Annotated in this window: 12 protein-coding genes; 5 read left to right on the top strand and 7 right to left on the bottom strand. The window is 66.5% G+C overall.

Going from position 1 to position 16,029, the window contains the following annotated elements; translation table 11 throughout:
• Nucleotides 1-41: 41 nt before the first annotated feature.
• The 5 genes from JKV55_RS15415 to fadE form a co-directional block, all read right to left on the bottom strand.
• The gene (locus JKV55_RS15415; protein ID WP_237332901.1) at nt 42-2,165 is read right to left on the bottom strand and encodes a TonB-dependent siderophore receptor; all 2,124 of its coding nucleotides are present in this window, start codon (nt 2,163-2,165) and stop codon (nt 42-44) included.
• Nucleotides 2,166-2,280: 115 nt separating this feature from the next.
• Nucleotides 2,281-4,242 (bottom strand): Fe(3+)-hydroxamate ABC transporter permease FhuB, encoded by a 1,962-nt coding sequence (gene fhuB / locus JKV55_RS15410; RefSeq protein ID WP_202087584.1) that lies wholly within the window; start codon nt 4,240-4,242, stop codon nt 2,281-2,283.
• The gene (locus JKV55_RS15405) at nt 4,239-5,141 is read right to left on the bottom strand and encodes an iron-siderophore ABC transporter substrate-binding protein (RefSeq protein WP_237332900.1); all 903 of its coding nucleotides are present in this window, start codon (nt 5,139-5,141) and stop codon (nt 4,239-4,241) included. The genes fhuB and JKV55_RS15405 overlap by 4 nt, the downstream gene beginning before the upstream one ends.
• A gap of 3 nt (nt 5,142-5,144) precedes the next feature.
• Nucleotides 5,145-5,912, bottom strand: coding sequence for an ABC transporter ATP-binding protein (locus tag JKV55_RS15400; RefSeq protein WP_202087583.1), 768 nt, complete (start codon nt 5,910-5,912; stop codon nt 5,145-5,147).
• Nucleotides 5,913-6,163: 251 nt separating this feature from the next.
• A complete protein-coding gene (gene fadE / locus JKV55_RS15395) occupies nt 6,164-8,608 on the bottom strand; it encodes an acyl-CoA dehydrogenase FadE (RefSeq protein ID WP_202087582.1) in 2,445 nt (814 codons plus the stop codon).
• A 233-nt stretch (nt 8,609-8,841) separates the two neighbouring features.
• On the opposite strand from fadE, the gene lpcA reads away from it, so the two are divergent.
• The 4 genes from lpcA (at nt 8,842) to JKV55_RS15375 (ending at nt 13,502) form a co-directional block, all read left to right on the top strand.
• The gene (gene lpcA, locus JKV55_RS15390; RefSeq protein ID WP_202087580.1) at nt 8,842-9,423 is read left to right on the top strand and encodes a D-sedoheptulose 7-phosphate isomerase; all 582 of its coding nucleotides are present in this window, start codon (nt 8,842-8,844) and stop codon (nt 9,421-9,423) included.
• Between the two features lie 5 nt (nt 9,424-9,428).
• Nucleotides 9,429-10,220 carry a class II glutamine amidotransferase gene (locus JKV55_RS15385; RefSeq protein ID WP_202087578.1) on the top strand — a complete coding sequence of 264 codons (792 nt, stop codon included), beginning with the start codon at nt 9,429-9,431 and terminating at the stop codon, nt 10,218-10,220.
• A gap of 94 nt (nt 10,221-10,314) precedes the next feature.
• On the top strand, nt 10,315-12,723 hold the full coding sequence (locus JKV55_RS15380; protein WP_202087576.1) for a Lon protease family protein: 2,409 nt from the start codon (nt 10,315-10,317) through the stop codon (nt 12,721-12,723).
• Nucleotides 12,720-13,502 (top strand): hypothetical protein, encoded by a 783-nt coding sequence (locus JKV55_RS15375; RefSeq protein ID WP_202087574.1) that lies wholly within the window; start codon nt 12,720-12,722, stop codon nt 13,500-13,502. The genes JKV55_RS15380 and JKV55_RS15375 overlap by 4 nt, the downstream gene beginning before the upstream one ends.
• Here the strand turns inward: JKV55_RS15375 and purN are convergent.
• Both purN and purM read right to left on the bottom strand, forming a co-directional pair.
• Nucleotides 13,487-14,125, bottom strand: coding sequence for a phosphoribosylglycinamide formyltransferase (gene purN / locus JKV55_RS15370; protein ID WP_202087572.1), 639 nt, complete (start codon nt 14,123-14,125; stop codon nt 13,487-13,489). The two genes, JKV55_RS15375 and purN, sit on opposite strands and share 16 nt — an antisense overlap.
• Nucleotides 14,122-15,159: a phosphoribosylformylglycinamidine cyclo-ligase gene (purM, locus tag JKV55_RS15365; RefSeq protein ID WP_202087570.1), complete on the bottom strand. Its 1,038-nt coding sequence runs from the start codon at nt 15,157-15,159 to the stop codon at nt 14,122-14,124. Before purM ends, purN begins: the two co-directional genes overlap by 4 nt.
• 239 nt (nt 15,160-15,398) lie before the next feature.
• Between purM and upp the strand changes: the two genes are divergently transcribed.
• The gene (gene upp, locus JKV55_RS15360; protein WP_202087569.1) at nt 15,399-16,025 is read left to right on the top strand and encodes a uracil phosphoribosyltransferase; all 627 of its coding nucleotides are present in this window, start codon (nt 15,399-15,401) and stop codon (nt 16,023-16,025) included.
• Nucleotides 16,026-16,029: the final 4 nt, after the last annotated feature.

Genomic DNA, 16,029 nt, shown 5'->3' with positions numbered 1-16,029 from the left:
TGCCTCCGGCAAGAGCCGGCCCGGGGGCCGGCTCGCGTCGATCAGAACTTCCAGTTGACCGTCAGCTTGGCGTTACGGGGTTCACCGTAGTAGCCCTGGGGGGTGGCCCAGTAGAAGCTGGTCAGATACTTCTCGTCAGTCAGGTTGTCTAGATTGAGGGTGGCGTCAAGCTGAGGGGTAAACTCGTACTTGGCCATCAGCCCGAGCAGGGTGTAGGCATCCTGGCGGGCTATCCTGCCGCTGCCGTAGTCCCGATAGGCATCGTCCTGCCATTTGATATTGGCGCCCAGCTTCAGCTGTTCCGCCATGGGCAACCGGTAGGTGGTGGCCAGTTTGGCGCTCTGCCGCGGGGTATAGGTCTTGGTGGTGTTGCCCTCGCTGTCTTCGATATCCACATAGCTGTAGCCGGCACTGGCTTCCCAGCCCGGCAGCAGCTCGCCGGCCAGCTCCAGCTCCACGCCCTGGCTGGTAATGCCGTCCACCGCGCGGAAGTGGGTCTTGCCGTCGACAACGCCGGCCGCCTCGGCCAGGTTGGATTGCTCGATCCGGAACAGGGCCAGGTTGGCGTAGAGCTTGCCGTCGAGCCATTCGCCCTTGACGCCGGTCTCCATGCTGCTGCCCTCGACGGGAGCCAGGCGGTTGCCGTCGATATCCGTCGCCACCTGGGGGGTGAAGATTTCGGTATAGCTGGCATAGAGCGAGTAGTTCGGGGTCAGGTCGTAAACCAGGCCGGCATAGGGCACCAGCACCTTGTCGTGACGGGTGGCCTTGTCTTTACCATAGCTGCTGCCGTGGCTGTCCCAGTTGGACAGGCGGGCGCCGGCCAGCAGGCTAAGATCCTCGGTCAGGCTAAAGCGGGCGGCGGTGTAGAGGCTTTGCTGCTTGTCGGTCCAGTCGCTGCCGCCGCCGTCGATGGTGAAGTTGGGCCTGGGGTAGCTGCCATCCCAACCGTGCAGATCCGGCACCGGGCTGTTTATGGTATCGCCGTACCAGGAGTGATCCCGGGTATTGGCCATGGACCAACTGGTGCCGGCCACCAGCTCGTGCTCCCGGCCGGCCAGCCGGAAGGGGCCGCTGGCGTAGAGATCGACCAAATCCTGGCGGGTGCGGAAGTCGTACTGGCTGGGCCAACTGAATACTCCGGTGTTGCTGCCGCGCTCCGGGGTGCCGTAGACGTAGAACAGCTCGGAATCGGACTCGATTTCCACGTGGGAGTAGGCCGCCTTGGCGGTCCAGCCGTTGCCCAGCTCCTGGGCCAGCTCCACGAAGCTGCGGTTGTCCTCGTTGTTCCAGTAGGCCCAGTCGGCGGCGCTGCTGTCGGAGCGGCTGTAGTCGGTGCGGCTGCCGTCGGTATAGAACAGCGGCAGCGAGCCCCACAGCGGGCTGTCGGCGTCGTTTCGCTGGTAGCTGTGGCCCAGGGTGAGCAGGGTGCTGTCGGTCAGATCCGCCTCCAGCACCCCGTAGGCCAGGCCCCGCTGCTGCTCGTAGCGATCCAGGTAGGAATGCTTGTCCTGGCCGGCCACCACCAGGCGGGCGCGTACCCGCTCGCTGAGGGCGCCGGAGATGTCGCCGTCCAGCCGGCGATAGTCCCAGGAGCCGACACCGGCCTTGGCCGAGGCCTGGAACGCCTCGGTGGGGCGCTTGCGCACGAAGTTGACGGTGGCGGCCGGGCTGCCGGCGCCGCTCATCAGGCCGTTGGCGCCCTTGAGCACCTCCACCTTGTCGAACAGGGCGGTATCCAGATCCCCCATCAGGTTGCCGTAGGTGAGGGGCACGCCGATACCGTCCACCTGGAAGTTGGTGATATCGAAGCCGCGGGCGGTGAAGTAGGTGCGGTCGGTTTCCACCTTTTCCACATTGACGCCGTTGGTGTTCGCCAGCACGGCATTGACGTCGTTGAGGGCGAAGTCGTCCATCTTGGTGCGGGTGGTCACCGATACCGTCTGCGGCGTTTCCCGCGGCGACAGGCTCAGCTTGGTGGCGGTCTTGCTGCTCTTGGTGGTATAGCTGTCGCTGCCCTCGGTAACGTCGTTCTCGCGCTCGGCGTTGACGTTGACGGTGCTCAGCACCAGGGGATCCTGCTGCTGGGCCAGGGCGGGGGCCAGCACACCGCCGGCCAGCAGGGCGGCAATCACACGGGACAGGTGTTTCTTCTGAAACGGCATTCTTTTAAATCTCCTTAATAGTAAAATTACAAAAGCAAATGATTTTTATTTAACAATTGGCGCCTTTACCCGGCCCACGCGGGAGTCCGCGCGGGCGGCGCCTTCTATCCCGTGGTTATAGGGCCCGTTTCCGGGCCAGCAGGTAAATAAAGTAGGTCCCGCCCATGATGGAGGCGAGGGTGCCGGCGGGCAGCTGCATGGGGTAGAGCAGCACCCGGCCCAGCCAGTCCGACAGCAGCATCAGCGCCATGCCGAGCAGGGAGGCCAGCAGCAGCTGCGGGCCGGCCTTGCGCGCGCCCAGCAGGCTCGCCATGTGCGGTGCCAGCAGGCCGACGAAGGCCACCGGCCCCATCACCGCCGTGACCAGGGCGCAGATCACCGATACCAGCACCAGCAGCAGCACCCGGGTGCGGGTCAGGGCCAGGCCGCGGCCGAGGGCGATGCCGTCGCCGATGGACACCAGGGTCAGGCCGCGGCTCGCGCCCAGGGCCAGCAGCCAGCTGAGCAGGATACCGGCGGTGAGCCAGCCGGCCTGGGCCTCGCTCACCCGGTAGGTGGAGCCGGCCAGCCAGCCGAGGATGGCGAACACCTGATCGTTGCCCTTGGCCAGGGTGAACTGCAGCAGGGCGTCGAGGAAGGCGGCGAGGGCGATGCCCACCAGCGCCATCATCGCCGGGGCGTAGCCGTGGCGGCGGCCGAGCAGCAGCAGGATGGCCAGCACCGTCATGCTGCCGCCGAAGGCCAGCAAGGGGCCGCCGTCGTGAATGGAGCCACCGCCGAGCAACACCCCCAGCACCAGCGCCAGGGTGGCGCCGGCGGAGATGCCCATGATGTCCGGGCTGGCCAGGGGGTTGCGGATCAGCCGCTGCAAGATGACCCCGGCCACCGCCAGGCCGGCGCCGGCGGCGGCGGCGGTGAGCAGGCGCGGCCAGCGCAGCGACCACAAGAGCTCATCGGGCCAGGACCACTGCCAGCCCTGGCCGGCGGGCGCCAGGGTCAGGTTGACCAGGAGCAGGGCCAGGATGGCGGCCGCCACCGCCAGCCAATGACGCCGGGTGACCCGCCAGCGTTCGCCGGGCAGGCGGATGGCGCTCTGATCCTGGGCATGCATCCGGCTGCGCAGCAGCCACAACAGGGCGGGCGCACCGATCAGCGCCGCCGCCGCGCCGCTCGGCACCAGATCGGTGGAAACCCGGCTGAAGCCCAGGGCGATGGCGTCGGTGGCCAGCAGCAGCAGGCCGCCGAGCAGGGTGGAGAAAAGCAGCTCGTCGCGGGCGGTGCGGGCGCCGAAAAAGCGCGCCATGTTGGGGGTGAGCAGGCCGATAAAGCCGATCAGGCCCACCGCGGTGATGGCCAGCGAGCTCAGCCAGAGCGCCGCCACCAGCAGGGCGAGCAGCACCGGCCACAGGCTCAGGCCGCGGGCGCGGGCGGCGTCGTCCCCCAGGCGCAGCAGGGTCAGCGGCCGGTGGGCGAACAGCACCAGAGCCACCGCCACCGGCAGCAGCCGGGGCAGCAGCCAGAGCACCCAGTGCCAGTCGGTCTGGGCCAGATCGCCGGCCCCCCAGATAAAGAGGTTGCGGGTGTATTGATCGTGGAGCAACACCAGCCCCGCGGCCAGGGCGCCCAGCAGCAGGTTGACCGCCATGCCCGCCAGCACCACCGGCAGGCCGCGGATGCCGTGGCGACCGGCGATCAGCAGCACCAGGGTGGTGGAGAGGGCGGCGCCCAGCAGGGCGAACCAATAACCCTGACCGGCCGCCAGGGCCGGTGCCCAGATGGCGGCGCACACCAGCCCGAGCCAGGCGCCGGACGAGGCGCCCAGGGTCATGGGCGACACCAGCCGGTTCTGGGTGAGCTGCTGCAACAGGCTGCCGGAGAGCCCCAGGGCGCCGCCCACCAGCAGTGCCATGGCCACCCGGGGCAGGGCGCTGTAGAAAAACTGGAATTCCTCGAACAGCTCGGGCTCGGCGCCCCACAGCAGGGCCCATTGCCCGGCGAGGGGGACCGTCGGCTCCAGTTGCAGGTGTAGCAGCACCAGCCCCAGCAGGGCGGGCGGCAACAACAGGTAGCGGCTCATTCCTTCGGCATGCTCAGCAGGGCCTGGCTCAGGTTGTCGGCCAGGTAGCCGAGGGACATGACGCCGCCGTAGGTCCAGGTGGAGGGCGCCGCCGCCAGCCGGCCGGTGCGCACGAAGGGCATGGCCCGCCACAGGGGGGTGGCGAACAGCTTGTCCGCCTCGGGGAAGGGCTCGATATAGAGCACCACGCCGTCGCGGATGGCGCCCAGATCGGTCAGCTTCTTCTGCACCTGGCCCCACTGGCTGACCGGCACTTCCAGGGCGGGGGCGATGCCGAGGCGTTCCAGGGCGTACTGGGGCATGCCGTTGTCGCCGTAGATGCGCACATGGCTGCTGTCCATCAGCCGTACCACCGTCACCCTGGGCAAGGGGTCGCCGAAGTGGGCGTGCAGCCGGGCCCTCAACTGCTCGAAGCCCTGCTCCAGCGCGGCCAGGCGCTGCTCGGCCCGGGCCTCCCGGTCCAGCACCCTGGCCAGGGTCAGGAACACCCGGCGGGCGGCCTCGGCGTTGTTGTGCTCGCTGCTGAAGCTATCGAAGTGCAGCACGGGGGCTATCTGGCTGAGCCGGGGCAGCAGATCCCGCTGCTGGTCACCGCTCAGGATCAGGTCGGGCTTGAGTTCGGCCAGCCGCTCCAGGTTGGGCTCTTGGCGCATGCCGACGTCCTCGACCCCGGCGGGCAGGGCCGGCTGCACCACCCATTCCCGGTAACCGGCGGTGTCGGCGACGGCGAGGGGCGTCACGCCGAGTTCCAGCAGGTGCTCGGCGGCGGCCCAGTTGAGGGCGACCACCCGCTGGGGCACAGTGGCGAATTCGTGGCGGCCCAGGCTGTCGCTGACCTCGACGGCACGGGTGGAAAGAGTGATGCCCAACAGGGCCAGCAGCAATAAAGGTTTCAGCATGATTCAGGCTACGATGGCGATTTTTTCATCCTGGTCCGGATGGTCGATCAGGCGAATGGGAATGTTATAGAGCTCGGACAGCAACTGTTCCGACATCAGCTCGGCGGGGCTGCGATCGAACAGCAGCCGGCCCTGTTTCAGGGCGACGATGCGATCGGCGAAGCGCAGCGCCAGGTTGAGATCGTGCAGGATCACGATAACCCCCCGGCCCTGCTCCCGGTTGAGCTTCCTGAGCAGGCCGAGCAGTTCGTACTGATGGCTGAGATCCAGCGCCGAGGTGGGCTCGTCCAGCAGCAGCAGCGGCGACTGCTGGGCCAGCAGCATGGCTACCCAGGCCCGCTGGCGCTCGCCGCCGGAGAGCAGGTCGGCCTGGTGCTCGGCATGCTGGCCGACCTTGGTATGGTTGATGGCCTCTTCCACCAGGGCATGGTCGGCGCGTTGCCAGCGGCCCAGCATGCCGCGCCAGGGAAAACGGCCCAGCCGCACCAGCTCGCGCACGTTCAGCCCGGCCACTTCCGGCAGGCGCTGGGGCAGGAAGGCGATGCGGCGGGCGAATTCGCGCTGGGAATAGTGGCCGAGGGGCCGGCCGTCGAGGGTGATATTGCCTTCATCCGGCGGCATCTGCCGGGCCAGCAGCTTCATCAGCGTCGACTTGCCCGAGCCGTTGTGGCCGAGGATGACGGTAAAGGCATCCGCCGCCAGGGACAGCTCGTCCAGGCTTAAAATGGTCCTGTTATCGCGGTGTACGCGGATACCTTGCAGTTCCAGCATCGTGGCTTAGAAGTATATGAAATTGTGGTGCGTATGATAGTGAGATTGATTATCAATTTTCAAGTGTTTTGCGTAAGGGATGGCTCATTGAAATGGGCCCTACAGGGCCGTAGGGTGATTGTAGGGTCGAATTTATTCGACCGAACACGGCGTCGGGGTTGGAATGGCCCGTTGAAATGGACCGGAGCGGTATGGCAACCAAAAAGCCCCGCGCGGGGCGGGGCTGGTGTGCTGGTGTGCTGGCGTGCCGTTCAGGCGGCCTTGTTGAGCATGGAGTCGTCGAAGCTGGCCTTGTTGACCACCAGCTCCAGGGGATCGAAGTCGTCCACGTTGATGGTGCGCAGCCGGCTGGCCTCCGCCTCCGCCAGCAGGGCCGCTTCCTCCCGGCTGATGGCACCGGCGGCCAGGGCCTCTTCCGCCACCTGGTCCAGCGCCATAAAGGGACGGCGGCCGATGGCCTTGGTCGCCTTCTCGAACAGCGGCTCGGCGCGCAGTATGTCGGTGAGCGCCTTTTCCAGCATGCCGAGCGGGTTGCCTTCCTCGGCGGTGAGGTAGAGATCGCCGGCCAGGCTGTTGCGGGCCAGGCCCGGGGTTTGCAGCAGGCGGGCCACCTGCTGATCCAGCCGGTCGGAGGGGCGCTGGAGTGGCGCGCCAAAGGGCATCAGCAGCAGCTTGAGCACCCTGCCGAGGCCGCGGGCGGGGAAGTTGTCGAGCAGCTCCACCAGTGCCACCTGGGCACGATAGAGGCCGTCCTGGCAGGCCCAGTGCACCAGCGGCAGCACCTCGGCCGGGCGGCCCTCGTCGTTGAAGCGCTTGAGGGTGGCGGACACCAGGTAGAGCTGGCTGAGGATGTCGCCGAGGCGCGCCGACAACCGTTCCTTGCGCTTGAGTTCGCCGCCCAGGGTGGCCATGGCCAGGTCGGACAGCAGCCCCAGGTTGGCGGACAGCCGGTTCATCTGGCGGTAGTAGCGGGCGGTGGCGTCCTTCACCGGCGCCGGGCTGAGGCGGGCCCCGGTCAGGCCGAACCAGAGGCTGCGCACGAAGTTGCCCAGGGCGAAGCCGAGGTGGCCGAACAGGGCCCGGTCGAACTGGGCCAGCGCCTTTTTGGCGTCCGGCTCCTGCATCGACAACATTTCCGCCAGCACATAGGGATGGCAGCGGATGGCGCCCTGGCCGTAGATGATCATGCTGCGGGTCAGGATATTGGCGCCTTCCACCGTGATGGCGATGGGCGCGCCCTGGTAGCCCCGGGCCAGGTAGTTGTTGGGGCCCATGCAGATGCCCTTGCCGCCATGGATGTCCATGGCGTCGATGATGCTGCGCTGGCTGCGGTCGGTGAGGTGGTACTTGACGATGGCCGAGATCACCGAGGGCTTCTCGCCCAGATCGATGCCGGTCACGGTGAGCATGCTGGCCGCGTCCGACAGGTAGGCGTTGCCGCCCAGGCGGGCCAGCGGCTCCTCGATGCCTTCCATCTTGCCGATGGGCAGCCGGAACTGGCGGCGGATGCGGCTGTAGGCGCCGGAGGCCAGCGCCGACACCCGGCTGCCGGCGGTGCCGTTGGAGGGCAGGGTGATGCCCCGGCCCACGGACAGGCACTCCACCAGCATGCGCCAGCCCTGGCCGGCCATCTCCTGGCCACCGATGATGGTGTCGATGGGGACGAACACCTCGTTACCCTGGGTGGGCCCGTTCTGGAAGGGCACGTTGAGCGGAAAGTGGCGGCGGCCGATGTTCACGCCCGGGGTGTTGGTGGGAATGAGCGCGCAGGTAATGCCGAGCTCTTCCTCGCCGCCCAGCAGCCGCTCCGGGTCGCGCAGCTTGAACGCCAGCCCCAGCACCGTGGCCACCGGCGCCAGGGTGATGTAGCGCTTGTTCCAGGTGATGCGCATGCCGAGCACTTCTTCGCCCTGCCACTCACCCATGCACACCACGCCATAATCCGGAATGGCACCGGCGTCGGAGCCCGCCTCCGGGCTGGTGAGGGCGAAGCAGGGGATTTCCTCGCCCCGGGCCAGGCGGGGCAGGTAATGGTCTTTCTGCGCCTTGGTGCCGTAGTGCTGCAGCAGCTCGCCGGGGCCGAGGGAGTTGGGCACGCCCACGGTGGAAGCCAGCACCGCGCTGGTGCTGCACAACTTTTGCAGTACCCGCGACTGGGCATAGGCGGAGAATTCGAGGCCGCCGTATTCCTTCTTGATGATCATGGCGAAGAACTTGTGTTCTTTCAGGTAGGCCCAGACTTCCGGCGACAGATCCGCACGCTCATGGGTGACTTCCCAGTCATTGGTCATGCGGCACACGTTTTCCACCGGACCGTCCATAAAGGCCTGCTCTTCCTCGCTCAGGCGGGGCTGGGGATAGTTGTGCAGGGTCTGCCAGTTCGGCTTGCCGCGAAACAGCTCGGCTTCCCACCAGGTGGTGCCGGCCTCGATGGCTTCCTTCTCGGTACGCGACATCTCCGGCATCAGCCCCTTGTAGACCCTGAACAGCGGCCGGCTCAGCAGGCCGTGGCGCAGGGCCGGCAGGTTGAGCACGGCGGCCACCACGGCGAACAACAGCCAGATGAGGGGCCCCACTTCACCGAGCAGGGTACCCAAGGCCAGTATGGCGGCGGTAGCCAGGGAACTGGTCACCAGCCGAGCCTGACGATAGGCCAGACCTCCCCAGGTGATCAGTAGCAGCAATGCGGTAACCATAAACGACTCCTTGTGCAGATTAAAAGGTAAGAGGTCAGACCTGTGTGTTTTCCCTAGTTGTAATTCATACGGATGTTTAAATCAAGCTGCGCGGCCGTTAAAAAAGTGTATACCCTGAACCGGGGCCGGGGGGCAGCGGCACCGGCCCCGGCTCAGGCCGGCCCGCTCCCCCGCTTCCCGCCCCTGGCGACTTGTGCCAAAATGCCCCTTTACCGCAAGTGAGAGGCCATTTCATGTATCAGGATCTGATCCGCAACGAACTGCACGAAGCCGCCGAGGTGCTGAACCGCTTCCTGGCCGACGACGCCAATATCGCCGCCATCGAGCGGGCGGCCAAGTTGCTGGCCGACAGCTTCAAGGCCGGCGGCAAGGTGCTCTCCTGCGGCAACGGCGGCTCCCACTGTGACGCCATGCACTTCGCCGAGGAGCTGACCGGCCGCTACCGGGAAAACCGCCCCGGTTACCCGGCCATCGCCATTTCCGATCCCAGCCACATCTCCTGCGTGTCCAACGACTTCGGCTACGAATACGTGTTCTCCCGCTACCTGGAGGCGGTGGGCCGCGAGGGCGACGTGCTGTTCGGTCTGTCCACCAGCGGCAACTCCGGCAATATCCTCAAGGCGATAGAGGCGGCCAGGGCCAAGGGCATCAAGGTGATAGCGCTGACCGGCAAGGACGGCGGCAAGATGGCCGGCCTGGCGGACGTGGAAATCCGGGTGCCCCACTTCGGTTATGCGGATCGCATCCAGGAGGTGCATATCAAGATTATCCACATCCTGATCCAGCTGGTGGAAAAAGAGATGGAGCAAGGGTAAGCGCCATGTGTGAACTGCTGGGGATGAGCGCCAATGTGCCCACCGATATCTGTTTCAGCTTTACCGGCCTGATGCAACGGGGCGGGCGCACCGGCCCCCACAAGGACGGCTGGGGCATCGTCTTTTACGAGGGCAAGGGGCTGCGCACCTTCAAGGATCCCCAGCCCTCCAGCCAGTCGCGCATCGCCCAGCTGGTGCAGGAATATCCCATCAAGAGCTGCGCCGTGGTCAGTCATATCCGCCAGGCCAACCGGGGCGGCATCGCCCTGGAGAACACCCACCCCTTTACCCGCGAGCTGTGGGGCCGCTACTGGACCTTCGCCCACAACGGCCAGCTCAGCGGCTACAAGAGCAAGCTGAAAAGCGGGCGGCACAAACCGGTGGGCGACACCGACAGCGAGCTGGCCTTCTGCTGGCTGCTGCACGAGCTGGAGCGCAAATATCCGCGCAGGCCCGGCAATATGGCGGCCATGTTCCGCCATGTGGCCACATTGTGCGACCGGCTGCGCGCCCTGGGGGTGTTCAACATGCTGCTCACCGACGGCGAGCACCTGATGACCTACTGCAGCAACAACCTGCACTGGATCACCCGCCGCGCGCCCTTCGGCCCGGCGCGCCTGATCGACGAAGAGGTGGAAATCGACTTCCAGCAGGAAACCACCCCCAACGACGTGGTGACGGTGATCGCCACCCAGCCGCTCACCAACAACGAGCAGTGGCACAGGATGCAGCCCGGCGAGTTCAGCCTGTTCCATCTGGGCGAGCGCATCGCCGGCAACGGGACCGAGCCCTGCTGAATGCTCCGTAAAACCGGGCGCGCCTTGATCTGGATCGCGGCGGGCCCGGCAATTTTGACTAGGCTTTGAACAGCACTGTTCAGCGAGGCCGGCCATGGAATCCCTTTCTCCCCTAGCTCCCGAACGGCTTTACCGCGCCTGCGACGAGGCCGTTTTCAGCTTTGCCACTACCGACGAACTCACCGATTCCGGTGCCCTGGTGGGCCAGGAGCGGCTGCTGGAGGCCCTGTCCTTCGGCACCGGCATCCGCAGCCAGGGTTTCAATATCTTTATGATGGCGCCGGAAAGCTGCGCCCGTCATTCCCTTACCCTGCGTTTTCTGAGCGGCCGGGCGGCCCATGAGCCGGTGCCGCCGGACATCTGCTACGTCTACCGTTTCGACGAGCCGGAGCGGCCGGCGCTGCTGATCCTGTCGGCCGGGGTGGGCCGGCGCTTCAAGGCCAGCCTGGATACGCTGGTCGACGAGCTGCTTACCGCCATTCCGGCGGCGTTCGAGAGCGAGGAATACCGCCTGCGGCTGGAAGAGCTGAACCAGCAGCTGGCCGAGCGGCAGGCGGCGGCCATGGCCGAAGTCAAGGCGCAGGCCAAGGCCGAGCAGGTGGCCCTGCTCAGCACGCCCACCGGCTTTACCCTGGCGCCGCGCAAGGGCGACGAGGTGCTGGACGCCCGCGCTTTCCGCCAGTTGCCGGAGGTGGAGCGCACCGCCATGGAGCAGGCCATCGCCCGGGTGGAGGCCAGGCTGCAGGAGGTGCTGCAGCAGTTCCCCCAGTGGCGGCGGGAAACCCAGCTGCATATCCAGTGGCTGAACGAAGAGATGGTGATGTTCGCCGGCGGCAACCTGATCGACGAGCTGCGCCGGGAATACGGCGGCTGCGATCCCGTGCTCCGCCAACTGGAGGCGATACAGCAGGACTTGAGCGGCAACGTCAACCTGCTGCTCGGCCATATGCGCGAAGGGGCGTTGCCGGCCCAGCTGCTGGCCCGCTATCAGCTCAACCTGTTGGTGGACAACGCCGACAGCAGCGGCGCCCCCGTGATCTACGAAGACCTGCCCAACCTGTCCCGTCTGCTCGGCCGGGTCGAGCACCACGTGCAGCAGGGTGCCCTGGTTACCGACTTCACCCTGATCCGCGGTGGTGCCCTGCACCGGGCCAACGGCGGCTACCTGATCCTGGACGCGCGCAAGCTGGTGCAGCAGCCCATGGCCTGGGAAGCGCTGAAACGGGCCCTGTTCGCCCGGGAGATCCGCATCGAATCGCTGGAGCAGTTTTACAGCCTGGCCAGCACCGTCTCCCTGGAGCCGGAGCCGGTGCCCATGGAGCTGAAGGTGGTGCTGATCGGCGAGCGCCAGCTCTATTACCTGCTGGCGGCCTACGATCCCGATTTCGGCAAGCTGTTCAAGGTGCAGGCGGACTATCAGGACGAGGTGGACGTCAGCCCGGAAAACCTGCAGCGCTACGCCCGTTTCATCGGCTGGCTGGCCCGCCAGCAGGACTTGCGTCCGCTCACCCGGGACGGGGTGGCGCGGATGGTGGAACATGCCGGCCGGCTGGCCGACGATCAGCTGCGGCTGTCGGCCCACACCCAGGAACTGACCGATGTATTGCACGAGGCCAACTACTGGGCCGAGCACGGCGGCGAGCAGAGCATCGCGGCCGACGCCATAGAGCAGGCGCTGGACGCCGCCCGGCGGCGGGCCTCGCGCATCCACCGGCAGATGGAAGCGTCGGTGCTGCGCGGCAGCAAGTTCATCGACACCGACGGCGCCGTGGTGGGCCAGGTCAACGGCCTGACGGTGCTGGATCTGGGCAACTACCGTTTTGGCCAGCCGGCGCGGATCAGCGCCACCGCCCGCCTCGGCACCGGCGCCGTGCTCGACATCGAGCGGGAGGTGAAACTCGGCGGTGCCATCCATGCCAAGGCCATGTTGATCCTGTCGCGCTTTCTCGGCAGCCGCTACGCGGCGGAGGGACCCATGGCGGTGTCCGCCAGTCTGGCCTTCGAGCAGTCCTACGGCATGATCGAGGGCGACAGTGCCTCGGTGGCGGAGTGTTGCGCCCTGATCTCGGCCATCGCCCGGGTGCCGCTCAGCCAGGCGCTGGCGGTGACCGGCTCCATCAACCAGTACGGCCAGGTGCAGCCCATCGGCGGGGTCAACGAGAAGATCGAAGGCTTTTTCGACATCTGCCAGGCGCGGGGTTTTGCGCCGGGGCAGGGGGTGATCATCCCCAAGGCCAACGAAGACAACCTGATGCTGAACCGGGAGCTGCGCCGGGCGGTGGCCGAGGGGCGCTTCCACGTTTATTCGGTGGTGCACCTGGACGAGGCGCTGTCCCTGCTCGCCGGCCTGCCGGCGGGGGAGGCGGACGAGCGGGGGAACTATCCCGAGGGCACGGTCAACGCCAGGGTCCGGCAACGGCTGGCGCAGTTGGCCGAGCTGCAGCGCCGCCAGAAGGCGGCGGAGCATGAGGCGGCGCCCAAAGGTCCGGACGAAGAATCATGATCAGGCGCATCCTGTGGTATCCGGATCTCGGCCAGGCCGAACTGGAGATGCTGGACCAGGTGGCCGAGTTCGCCGCCCGGCACGGGGCCCGGTTGCGCGCCGTTGTTATCGAGGATGAAAGCCTGCTGCGCTGTGCCGAGCTGCCCTGCACCCGGGAGGTGAGCCTGACCACCGGCCGGGTACGGACGCTGGAGCCGGAGCGGGTGCGCTTGCAATTTCGCCGCCGGCGCGAGCATATCCGGCAGCGGCTGCAGCAACTGGCCCGCCATCGGGCACTGGAATGGAGCCTGGAGGTGGAGTACGGCCGGCGCGAGCAGTTGCTGGCCCGGCCACCGGCCTCGCACGATGAAGTGCAGGTGCTGGTGCTCGACTCCGCCGCCGAGCTGCCGCCCTGGGACTGCCCGCCGGACTATCCGCTGCTGTTGCTGAGCCGCCGGTTCAGGCCGGTGGAACTGGTGCTGGCGATATTGGAGGAGGCGACGCGGGATGCGCCCGTGCTGGCCCGGGCCGAACAACTGGCCCGGCAGCAGCCGTTGCCCTTGTGGATAGCGGTGCCGGCGGCCCGGGCCGATGAACTGGGCGCGGTGCTGGAGCCCTTGGGCCTGCGGCCGGCGATGCTGCCGATCACCGGCTGGAGCCTGTCGGGAGTGGTGGCCGCCGCCAGCGACCGGGCCCCGCTGCTGGTGCTGCAGCGGGACAGCCCGCTGTTGAATGGCGCCCGCATGAAGGGCATCAACGCCGCCCTGCTGGTCGCGCCGGAGCCTCAGTCTTCGGCGTAGCCCTGGGCGGGCAGGGCCTTGCCGTCAAGCACCGCCTGGCCGTCCCGCATTGCGAGCCGGCCATCGCAGAACCAGCGCACCACCAGGGGATAGATGGCGTGTTCCTGCACCAGCACCCGGGCGGCCACGGCGGCTTCGTCGTCGCCTGCGAAGATGGGCACCCGCGCCTGCAGCACCACGGGGCCGCCGTCCAGCTCCTCGGTGACGAAGTGCACGCTGCAGCCGTGCTCCTCGTCGCCGGCCTCGATGGCGCGGCGGTGGGTATGCAGCCCCTGGTAGTTAGGCAGCAACGAGGGGTGGATGTTGAGCATGCGGCCCTGGTAGTGGCGCACCAGGCCGGGGGTGAGGATGCGCATAAAGCCGGCCAGCACCACCAGATCCGGCCGGTAGCCGTCGATAAGCGCCATCAGGGCGGCGTCGTAGCCTTCCCGGTCCGCATAGCCCTGGTGGGACAGCACGGCGGTGGGCACGCCCGCGATACGGGCCCGCTCCAGGCCGTAGGCCTCGGCCTTGTTGCTGATCACGGCGACGATGTCGCCGCCCAGTTGGGCGGCCTCGGCCTGACTCAGCAGCGCCTGCAGGTTGCTGCCGCTGCCGGAGATCAGTACGACGATGCGCTTCATTGGATTTCGACCTGCTCTTCGCCCTCGGCGGCGGCGTCGATGCGGCCGATCAGCCAGGCGTTTTCACCGGCATCCTGCATGAACTTGACCGCGGCTTCGGCCTGCTCGGCGGGCAGGGCGATGATCATGCCCACGCCGCAGTTGAAGGTGCGGTACATTTCAAAGGTGTCCACGTTGCCGGCCTGCTGCAGCCACTGGAACACCTGCGGCCACTGCCAGCTGGCGCCGTCGATCACCGCCTTGGCACCGGCGGGCAGCACCCGGGGAATGTTTTCCCAGAAGCCGCCGCCGGTGATGTGGCTGAGGGCGTGGATGTCGAACTGCTTGATCAATTCCAGCACCGGCTTGACGTAGATGCGGGTGGGGGCCATCAGGGCATCGGCCAGGGTGCCTTCGCCCATCGGCTGTTGCAGCTCGGCCTGGCTCACTTCCAGGATCTTGCGGATCAGGGAATAACCGTTGGAATGGGGGCCGCTGGAGCCCAGGGCGATCAGGGCGTCGCCGGCGGCCACCTTGGAGCCGTCGATAATCCCGCTTTTTTCTACTACGCCGACACAAAAGCCTGCCAGGTCGTAGTCGCCGGCTTCGTACATGCCGGGCATTTCCGCGGTTTCGCCGCCGATCAGGGCGCAGCCGCTCAGTTCACAGCCGGCGCCGATGCCGGTGACCACGTCGGCGGCGGTGTCCACGTCCAGCTTGCCGGTGGCGTAGTAGTCGAGGAAGAACAGCGGCTCGGCGCCCTGTACGATCAGATCGTTGACGCACATGGCCACCAGATCGATGCCCACCCCCTGGTGGCGCTGGAGGTCGATGGCCAGGCGCAGCTTGGTGCCCACGCCGTCGGTGCCGGCCACCAGCACCGGCTCTTTATAGCCGGTGGGCAGTTGGCACAGGGCACCAAAGCCCCCGAGTCCGCCCATGACTTCCGGGCGTTGAGTACGACGGCTAACGCCTTTGATGCGTTCAACCAGGGCGTTACCGGCATCGATGTCTACGCCGGCGTCTTTGTAGCTCAGGGGTTTGTTCTGCGTCACGGGGGATCACCTTGTTTTTGGATTCAAAGGCCGGTTGGCGGCAATTGGCGCTCAAACCGGCTGTTATTCACTATTTCGGCCGCTATTCTAATTTAATGCGCGAGGCAGTGCCACAGGCGTTAGTCCACTAACCTGACGCGGATAAAATCGTTTGCTAGAATCTGCCCCGTGTCTCTGCCGCAGGACGCTATTTTATGCTAGTATTCCGCGGTTTTTTTATGCATCGGGAGAATCGGTTGATGAAAGTCGTTGAGGTTAGGCACCCTTTGGTGAAACACAAGCTGGGTCTGATGCGGGAAGCCGATATCAGCACCAAACGCTTTCGTGAGCTGGCAAAAGAAGTGGGCAGCCTGCTGACCTACGAGGCCACCGCCGATTTCGAAACCGAGAAAACCACCATCAACGGCTGGAACGGCCCGGTCGAGGTCGATCAGCTGAAGGGCAAGAAGGTGACTGTGGTGCCCATACTGCGTGCCGGCCTCGGCATGCTGGACGGGGTGCTCGAGCACATGCCCAGTGCCCGGGTCAGCGTGGTGGGGGTCTACCGCGACGAAGAGACCCTGCAACCGGTGCACTATTTCAACAAACTGGTCAGCCATATCGAAGAGCGGCTGGCGCTGGTGGTGGATCCCATGCTGGCCACCGGCGGCTCCATGGTGGCCACCATCGACCTGCTGAAGGAAAAAGGCTGCAACCAGATCAAGGTGATCGTGCTGGTGGCGGCGCCCGAGGGCATCAAGGCGCTGGAACAGGCCCATCCGGATGTGGAGCTGTACTGTGCCTCCATCGATGAGCGGCTCAACGAGCACGGCTATATCATCCCCGGCCTGGGCGATGCGGGCGACAAGATTTTTGGTACCAAGTAAGGCA

The sequence above is a fragment of the Zobellella iuensis genome (assembly GCF_016746085.1).
Lineage (GTDB): Bacteria > Pseudomonadota > Gammaproteobacteria > Enterobacterales > Aeromonadaceae > Oceanimonas > Oceanimonas iuensis.
This window is presented reverse-complemented; position numbering and strand designations above follow the sequence as displayed.